Annotated in this window: 8 protein-coding genes; 3 read left to right on the forward strand and 5 right to left on the reverse strand. The window is 70.8% G+C overall.

The window, feature by feature from the left end; all coding sequences use genetic code 11:
- On the reverse strand, nt 1–1,149 hold a 1,149-nt coding region (locus V7793_RS31150; protein WP_336012902.1), incomplete at its 3' end, for a chorismate-binding protein.
- A 96-nt stretch (nt 1,150–1,245) separates the two neighbouring features.
- Nucleotides 1,246–1,302, reverse strand: a complete 57-nt coding sequence (locus V7793_RS38300) for a trp operon leader peptide (protein WP_168091012.1) — start codon at nt 1,300–1,302, stop codon at nt 1,246–1,248.
- A gap of 257 nt (nt 1,303–1,559) precedes the next feature.
- Here V7793_RS38300 and V7793_RS31155 point away from each other — a divergent pair, with 257 nt between their 5' ends.
- Both V7793_RS31155 and V7793_RS31160 read left to right on the forward strand, forming a co-directional pair.
- Nucleotides 1,560–2,909 carry a class II 3-deoxy-7-phosphoheptulonate synthase gene (locus V7793_RS31155; RefSeq protein ID WP_058044801.1) on the forward strand — a complete coding sequence of 450 codons (1,350 nt, stop codon included), beginning with the start codon at nt 1,560–1,562 and terminating at the stop codon, nt 2,907–2,909.
- A gap of 119 nt (nt 2,910–3,028) precedes the next feature.
- Nucleotides 3,029–3,283, forward strand: coding sequence for a (2Fe-2S)-binding protein (locus tag V7793_RS31160; RefSeq protein WP_336012905.1), 255 nt, complete (start codon nt 3,029–3,031; stop codon nt 3,281–3,283).
- An 18-nt stretch (nt 3,284–3,301) separates the two neighbouring features.
- On the opposite strand, the gene bfr is transcribed toward V7793_RS31160, so the two are convergent.
- A complete protein-coding gene (gene bfr, locus V7793_RS31165; RefSeq protein WP_336012908.1) occupies nt 3,302–3,790 on the reverse strand; it encodes a bacterioferritin in 489 nt (162 codons plus the stop codon).
- Nucleotides 3,791–3,945: 155 nt separating this feature from the next.
- Between bfr and V7793_RS31170 the strand changes: the two genes are divergently transcribed.
- Nucleotides 3,946–4,578, forward strand: coding sequence for a sulfite oxidase-like oxidoreductase (locus tag V7793_RS31170; protein ID WP_058044804.1), 633 nt, complete (start codon nt 3,946–3,948; stop codon nt 4,576–4,578).
- 103 nt (nt 4,579–4,681) lie between these two features.
- On the opposite strand, the gene V7793_RS31175 is transcribed toward V7793_RS31170, so the two are convergent.
- Both V7793_RS31175 and V7793_RS31180 read right to left on the reverse strand, forming a co-directional pair.
- Nucleotides 4,682–5,566 (reverse strand): deoxyribonuclease IV, encoded by an 885-nt coding sequence (locus V7793_RS31175; protein ID WP_336012911.1) that lies wholly within the window; start codon nt 5,564–5,566, stop codon nt 4,682–4,684.
- 2 nt (nt 5,567–5,568) lie between these two features.
- A partial coding sequence (locus tag V7793_RS31180) for a Stk1 family PASTA domain-containing Ser/Thr kinase (protein ID WP_336012913.1) occupies nt 5,569–6,403 on the reverse strand: 835 nt, incomplete at its 5' end.

Below are 6,403 nucleotides of genomic sequence, written 5' to 3' on the forward strand. Positions count from 1 at the left end.
GGAGCGGCGCACGAGCGTGGCGCCGACCCCGACACGCAGCCGCCCGCGGCGGTCGATGTCGGCGGTGCGGATGAGGATGGGCGAGTCCAGGGTGCGGGCGCCGCCGGCGTCGCGGCCGATGAGCGCGAGGGCGCCGGAGTAGTAGCCGCGCCCGCCGGGCTCGTGGCGCTCGATGACGCGGCAGGCGTTCTGCACGGGGGAGCCGGTGACGGTCGCCGCGAACATGGTCTCGCGCAGCACGTCGCGCACGTCCAGGGAGGAGCGCCCGCGCAGTTCGTACTCGGTGTGGGCGAGGTGGGCCATCTCCTTCAGCCGCGGTCCGACGACGACGCCGCCCATGTCGCCGACGGTGCACATCATCTTCAGCTCCTCGTCCACGACCATGGACAGCTCCTCGACCTCCTTGCGGTCGTGGAGGAAGGCCAGCAGGCCGTCCTTGTCGGGTCCGGAGGCGGGGTAGCGGTAGGTGCCGCTGATGGGGTTCATCACGACCGTCCCGCCGGACATGCGCACGTGCACCTCCGGGCTGGCCCCGACGAGCGTGCGGTCGCCGGTGTGCACGACGTAGGTCCAGTAGGCGCCGCGCTCGCCGGCCAGCAGGCGGCGGAAGAGGGCGAGGGCGTCGGCGGGGGTGAAGCCGTGGATCTCGCCCTCGAAGGTGCGCCGGATGACGAAGTTGGCGCCTTCGCCGGTGCCGATCTCGTCGTCGATCACGCGCCGGACGATGTCCGCGTAGGCGTCGTCGCTCACGTCGAAGGCGCCGCCCTCGACGCGGACGGCGTGGGCGGGCAGGGCGGCGAGGACGTCGTCGAGGGGCAGCTCGTGGCTCTCCTCGGGGCGCAGGACGGCCAGCGGGGTGCCGTCGTCGCGGACGTCGAAGCCGCGCTCGCGGATCTGCCGGAAGGGCACGAGGGCGAGGGCGTCGTGGACGGGGCGGCCGCCGCCGGGCCGGCCGGCGGCCAGGGGGATGCCGGCGAGGCGCTCCACCTCCTCGACGGGCCCGAGGAGCAGCTCGACGGTGCCGGCGGGCGCACCCGCCGCGTCCGCGGCGCCCCGGGGGAGGCCGGGCGTGCGGCGGTGGAGGAGGGCGAAGGGCGGGCAGACGGGGCCGGTGAGCCGGGCGAGCAGGGCGGCGGTGTCGCTGGGCATGGGGAGTGTTCCTTCCGGTGCGGGGAGGAACGGCCCGGGAAATGCGGAAGGCCGCCCCTCGGGGCGGCCTTCGCGATGCGTCGGTGGTACGCGCAGTCAGTGGGCCGCCGGATGAGCGGTCCACCACCAGTTCTGGGTCTGCAGCGCGAACATGCTGGGCACCCTACCCGAAGCACGATCCTTACCGGCGGGTATCAGCCGAGGTCAGGTCATAGGAATGGAAGCTTCCGCAGTGCGGGGCGAGGGCGCGGGGGCGCCCGTGTCCCGTGCGGCTGCGAAGCGGCACGGGGGTGGCCGGTATTGAGCGGTGGCTCTGGCGTGTCTTGGGCGCGTCTCGCCCTCGTATCGGCAAATGTCTCAAAGTGCGGTCCGGCGACGGGGCTGCCGCCGCGACCCCGTAGGGTTGGAGCGTGACCGTGAACGCTGAACTCCACGCCGGTGGCAACACCTGGCGCTCCCTTCCCGCGGCGCAGCAGCCCGAATGGCCGGACCAAGAGGCTCTGCGCGATGTGATCGCCGAGCTCGAGTCCTATCCGCCTCTCGTCTTCGCGGGCGAGTGCGACCAGCTGCGCCAGCGCCTGGGAGCGGTCGCCCGTGGAGAGGCGTTCCTGCTCCAGGGCGGCGACTGCGCCGAGGCCTTCGATGCCGTCGGTGCCGATCAGATCCGTAACAAGCTCAAGACGCTGCTCCAGATGGGCGCCGTGCTGACCTACGCGGGCCAGGTGCCCGTCGTCAAGGTCGGCCGCATCGCCGGTCAGTACAGCAAGCCCCGCTCGAAGCCGACCGAGACCCGCGACGGCGTGACCCTGCCGACCTACCGCGGCGACTCCGTCAACGGCTTCGCCTTCACGCCCGAGGCCCGCACGCCGGACCCGCAGCGGCTGAAGCGCATGTACCACGCCTCCTCGGCCACGCTGAACCTGGTGCGCGCCTTCACCACCGGCGGCTACGCCGACCTGCGCCAGGTGCACGCCTGGAACCAGGACTTCGTGAAGTCCTCCCCGTCCGGGCAGCGCTACGAGGCCCTGGCCCGCGAGATCGACCGTGCGCTGAACTTCATGAACGCCTGCGGGACGGACCCGGAGGAGTTCAAGACGGTCGAGTTCTACTCCTCGCACGAGGCCCTGATCCTCGACTACGAGTCGGCCCTGACCCGTACGGACTCCCGCACGGGGAACCTGTACGACGTCTCCGGCCACATGGTCTGGATCGGCGAGCGCACCCGTCAGCTGGACGGCGCGCACATCGAGTTCGCCTCGAAGATCCGCAACCCGATCGGTGTGAAGCTCGGCCCGACCACCTCGGCCGAGGACGCGCTCACCCTGATCGAGCGCCTCGACCCGGAGCGCGAGCCCGGCCGGCTCACGTTCATCACCCGGATGGGTGCGGGCAAGATCCGTGACCACCTCCCCGAGCTGGTGGAGAAGGTCACCGCCTCCGGTGCCCAGGTGGCGTGGATCTGCGACCCGATGCACGGCAACACCTTCGAGGCGGCTTCGGGCCACAAGACCCGCCGCTTCGACGACGTGCTGGACGAGGTCAAGGGCTTCTTCGAGGTCCACAAGAGCCTCGGCACGCACCCGGGCGGCATCCACGTCGAGCTCACCGGTGACGACGTCACCGAGTGCGTGGGCGGCGGCGACGAGATCTTCGTCGACGACCTGCACCAGCGCTACGAGACGGCCTGCGACCCCCGCCTCAACCGCAGCCAGTCCCTGGACCTGGCGTTCCTCGTCGCGGAGATGTACCGCGACCAGTAGGAGCCGGTGAAACGAGCGCGCCGTGGGGCGGGAATCTGTGATCCCCGCCCCACGGCGTTGTTATTCCGCCACCGAGCCGGGTAAGGTAAGGGTTACCTTATTGATCAACCCGGTTGGCGGTGAACCGCGTGTACGTCTGCTCGTGCTTCGGCATCACGGAGCAGCAGGTGCGTGAGCACGCGGACAAGGGGGCGTGCACGCCTCGGAAGATAGCCTCCGCCAGCAAGGCGGGCACCGACTGCGGCAGCTGCGTGCGCCGCATCCAGGCGCTCCTCGGCCGTGGCGCGTGCCCGCGGCGCGAGCTGGCCGACCAGGGGGATTCCGGCGTGCTCAGCGCTGAGATACCCGCGCTGCCGCAGCCCCAGGCGGCCTAGCGCCCCCGGCGGCCCCGGCTACTCCGACCCGCCGTTCTCCTGCTCGATGAACTGCGCGATGTACAGCGCCTCGCCGAGCTTCTCCAGCAGCTCCAGCTGGGTGTCCAGATAGTCGATGTGATCCTCTTCGTCCGCGAGGATCGCCTCGAAGATATTGGCCGAGGTGATGTCGCCCTTGGCCCGCATGACCTCCACTCCGCGCCGCAGGCGGTCGATGGCCTCGACCTCCACCTGCCGGTCGGCCTGGAACATCTCCGTGATGGTCTGGCCGATCCGCACGTGGAAGAGCCGCTGGTAGTTGGGCAGCCCCTCCAGGAAGATGATCCGGTCCGTGAGGGTCTCCGCGTGCCGCATCTCGTCGAAGGACTCGGCGCGCGTATGCGACGCGATCTTGGTCCACCCGTGGTGCTCCTGCAGCTTCGCGTGCAGGAAGTACTGATTGATGGCGGTCAGCTCGGCAGTCAGCTGTTCATTGAGGAACTCGATGACCTCGGGGTCGCCCTGCATTGCAGAGGCTCCTTCCAAGCAAGGGTGACTGGCAGGTTGCGCGCATCCTCGCATCGCCCTTCGAAACCGTCCAGTAAGTGCACACTTAGTGGGAGTTGTCCCAATAGTGGAACCCCTGGTCATCGGCGCCGTGAAAGGTCTGACACCATGGGGGCATGGGGCCCTCGAAAAACACCGAAAGCCGCAAAGGGGAGCTCCCCCAGCTGCCGCCGGGGCAGCGTCTTCAGCGCGGATGGCCGGTGACGCACTACGGTCCCGTGCCGAGGTTCAAGCCGGACCGGTGGGAGTTCCGGGTCTTCGGATCCACCGCCGACGGCGACAAGCACTGCTGGACGCACGAGGAATTCTCCGCCCTGCCGTATACGACGGTGGTGGCCGATCTGCACTGCGTCACGAAATACAGCATGCTCGACGCCGAATGGGGCGGGGTGTCGGCCCGTACGGTGCTCGAACTCGCACCGCCCGCGCCCGAGGTCACGCATGTGATGGTGTGGGCGGAATACGGCTTCAGTTCCAATCTGCGACTGGCCGACTTCGCCTCCGAAAAGACGATTTTCGCCACGCACAAGGATGACGAGCCGCTGACCGCCGAGCACGGTTTCCCGGTCCGTCTCGTCGTGCCGCACCTCTACGCCTGGAAGGGGCCCAAATGGGTGCGCGGCGTGGAGTACATGACCGCCGACCGGCGCGGCTTCTGGGAGGAGCGGGGCTACCACAACGTCGGGGACCCCTGGCGCGAGCAGCGCTACTCCTACCAGGAGCAGCCGGGCGAGGGCCCGGAGCTCTAGCCCTGCGGGCGGCGGACCACGACATGCCCCGGTTCCGCCGGCCGCGTGCGTACCGCCGGGCCGTCGCAGCGGTGCTCCGCCGCTGCGGCAGTCCGCCCTCCGCCTACAGCACGCCCGCGCGCAGTTCCTTCAGCCGGGCCACGTCCGCGGCGTGCCCCTCCTTGCCGCCCGGCGTCTCGATCGTCAGCGGCACCCCGGCCGTCGCCGGGTGGCGGAAGAGCTCCGCGAAGGGGTCGGCGCCGATGTGGCCGGAACCGATGTTCTCGTGCCGGTCGAGGTGCGCGCCGACGGCGGCCTTCGAATCGTTGGCGTGGATCAGGCGCAGCCGTCCCTCGCCCACCACCGAGACCAGCTCGTCGAGCGTGCTCTTCATCCCGCCCGGCCCGGCGAGGTCGTGGCCCGCCGCGAAGACGTGGCAGGTGTCCAGGCACACCCCCAGCTTCGGGTGGTGCTCCAGCGCCTCGAAGTAGGGGCCGAGGTCCTCGACCAGCGAGCACAGGGACGCGCCCTGGCCGGCCGTGGGCTCCAGCAGCAGCCACGGGTCGTCGTCGTGGGTCAGCTCGTCCAGCAGCGGCAGCAGCCGCTCGTGGACCTGCTCCAGCGCCGCCCGGCGCGGCCGGCCGCCCGTCGCGGAGCCGGTGTGCACGACCACGCCCCGCGCGCCGATGGCCCGGCCGCGGCGCAGCGAGTGCCGCATCGACTCCGCGGACAGCTCGACCGTCGCCTCCGTGTGCGAGCCGAAGTTGATCAGGTAGGGGGCGTGCACCCAGACCGGCAGGGACTCCTCCGCGCACGCGGCGCGGAACTCCTCGTCCTGCCGGGGGCTGCCCGCGGGCGTCGCCCAGCCGCGCGGGTTGGCGACGAAGACCTGCAAGGTCTCCGCGCCCATCTCGCGCGCGTAGGCCAGGCCCACCTTGGCCAGCCCGCCCGCCACCGGCACGTGGCCGCCTACGGGGTTGCGCAGCCGCCCCGGGGTCAGCTCCTCCACCGCTACAGACCGCCCTTGAGCTTGATGGTGATCGTGTCGCCCTTGGCGGCCTGCTCGCCGCCCTTGACCGACTGGCTCTCCACCGAGTCCTGCGGGAAGAAGAAGGGCTTGTCGACCTTCACCTTGAAGCCCGCCTCGGTCAGCAGCCGCTTGGCCTCGGACTCGTTCCGGCCCGTGACGTCCGGGACCGGCACCATCTCCTTGCCCTTGGAGACGGTGAGGGTGACCGTGTCGCCCTTGGCGGCCTTGTCGCCCGTACCGGGGGACTGCTCGGCCACGGCGCCCTTGGCGCGGTCGGAGAAGACCTGGGCCTCCGACACCTTCGCCTCGAAGCCCTTGTCGCGCAGCGCGGCGGTCGCGGCGTCCACGGACATGCCCCGCACGTCCGGCACGTCCAGCGGCGCGCCCTTGCTGACGGTCAGCGCGACCGGGGCCTCCGGCCGGCGCTGCTCGCCCGGCTTCGGGTCGGTGGCCAGCACCGAGCCCTGCGGGGTCTCGCTGCTGAACTGCTTGCCTACCTCGCCGACGGTCAGGCCCGCGCCCTCGATCTTCTTCTTCGCCTCGTCGAAGGGCATCCCGGCGACGTTGGGCACCTCGGCCCGGGCGGGGCCGCGCGAGAGGGTGATCGTCACCTTGCCGGTGTTGCGGATGCGCTTGCCGGGTGCCGGGTCGGCGGCGATGACGTGGCCGCGCTCGACGGTGTCGCTGAAGTCCTCCTTCGTGCGGACCCCGAGCCCGGCGCCGTCCAGCGTCTTCTCCGCCTTGTCCCGGGTCATGTCCAGGACGGCGGGGACGGTCGTGAACTGGCCCGAGTTGATGTACCAGACACCCGCGCCG

Source organism: Streptomyces sp. KLMMK, from assembly GCF_036961605.1.
GTDB classification, from domain to species: domain Bacteria; phylum Actinomycetota; class Actinomycetes; order Streptomycetales; family Streptomycetaceae; genus Streptomyces; species Streptomyces telluris.